This is a genomic window from Robertmurraya kyonggiensis, from assembly GCF_005116465.1.
GTDB lineage: Bacteria > Bacillota > Bacilli > Bacillales > Cytobacillaceae > Robertmurraya > Robertmurraya kyonggiensis.
Genome location: NZ_SWBM01000030.1, coordinates 1 through 1,793, shown reverse-complemented (window position 1 = coordinate 1,793; position 1,793 = coordinate 1). Strand labels below are relative to the sequence as shown.

1 protein-coding gene is annotated in these 1,793 nt (G+C 48.1%); it reads left to right on the top strand.

The window, feature by feature from the left end; genetic code table 11:
* Window positions 1–1,001: 1,001 nt before the first annotated feature.
* Window positions 1,002–1,793 (top strand): hypothetical protein (locus tag FA727_RS25590; RefSeq protein ID WP_158318966.1); only part of this gene is annotated, 792 nt, incomplete at its 3' end.

Genomic DNA, 1,793 nt, shown 5'->3' with positions numbered 1-1,793 from the left:
AATCCGAATTAGAGTTGTATTTGACGATATTTTCTTACGTAATTGACTCCCCACGGGTACAGACCTCCCCACCCTATAAATATAAAGGGCCACGGCCGATAGAGAGTTATCCAATCCAATCGACACTCAATCTTCAAACCCTAATCCTTTTCCAGTCTCTCTTGTTGTCCATCGTGATCTCCACGGCCATTGATGACGCCCTATGGCTTGCTGGTCGACCTAGGGCACGTCCGGCGACGTCCACGCCCTGATAGGGTCCCTCCCGGGTGTGAGCATCGACGACCTTTGCTAGTTTGCTCGTAAACTAGTCGTTCTTCGCCACGAAAGTGTGTTGGTTATCTCTTTGTTGGTTTGCTCGTAAACCTAGCCGTCCACCACCACGTAAGTGTGGTAGTTATCCATCGAACGATCGATCTCGTGGCGTCTCAGCTACGGGCGGTCTCACTCCCTGTAACAGGTGGTCTGACTCCCTGTAACAGGTGGTCTGACCCCTGTGACAGGCGGTCTGACTCTCTGTACAGGCGGTCTAACCTCCTGTCGCCCAGCAGCAATTCGATACGTTTGCGATCCGCGCGATCGAGCACTCTCATGTGTTGACCATAAAAGGCGTCAACATATTTTGGCGACTCTGCTGGGGAAAGAAATCTGGTTTTTGAAGACCGATCTACTATCCCTAGCACTATGGGCTTCGACGTTGGAGAAGACAACATCGTGACGGCCTCACTTGAAGATCTTACTGTTGAAGATCATGAGAGGTTCATGGCGCTCCAGAAGCACATCGAGGCGGAGTTCTTGAAGACGTTTCGGAAGGGTCGTGAAGATCGTTCGGCGAAAAGTGTTCGAGACTTCGTAATGCCTTCCTTCAAGATGAGTAAGGGGCAAATTGAGGTAATTGACAATGTAAGCACTTCTGCACCTTTGCCCCCTACATCCACTCATGTGGGTACAATTTTTCGGATCGTGATTCATTAGTTGAACAATTATTAGAACGACTCGAAAAATTGGAGGGTAAATCTATAGATACTCATGAATTACCTGAGCGTAATATTTTCTATGGTATACGACCAAATTACTTTACTGGACAGACCCCGCCACCACCCAATATGTCCAGACCGAACACGGTCGATGCAATTGGGTCGGCAGCGGTTGGGTCGGTAGCCGGTCAGACCGCCAGCACAGCCGGTCAGACCGCGACAGGCGGTCAGACCGTGGTTACAGGCGGTCAGACCGCGTGTTCTGGTGGTCAGGCAAATTTGACCAATGCTATGGTGTTCGTGCCGGAGCAACCTTTGCCGTTGTCTACTGTTCCAAACTCGGTCTCTGCTGGCCGTGCTGGTCCAGTAGCTACAGCAGGCGCTACTTATTCCACGACTATGCATACTGCAAATTCGGGTGGTATTCCCGATGATGTTTTTAATGCACATAGAGATATGCAGAATAGGCAATCACCTCACTTGAATTATATGAATGCTATGCAACCTTCGGCCCAACAAGACCCCCAATGGGCCGAATTTACTAGATTCAGGGATGAATTGTCTGATGTGATGAGAAATAAGCTAGGTGTTGATTTTGGTAATACTAGAGTATATCAAAAACCTTATCATGCTAGCTTTGATACTGTTCCTTTTCCCAATGGGTGGCGCTTGCCTGATTTTGTAAAGTTTAGTGGAGATGATGAGCGCACCACTTGGGAACATATTAGTCAATACATAGCTCAACTAGGGGAGATTGGAAACTATGAAGCATTTAGAGTACGTTTGTTTTCATTGTCACTTACTGGTACTGCTTTTGCT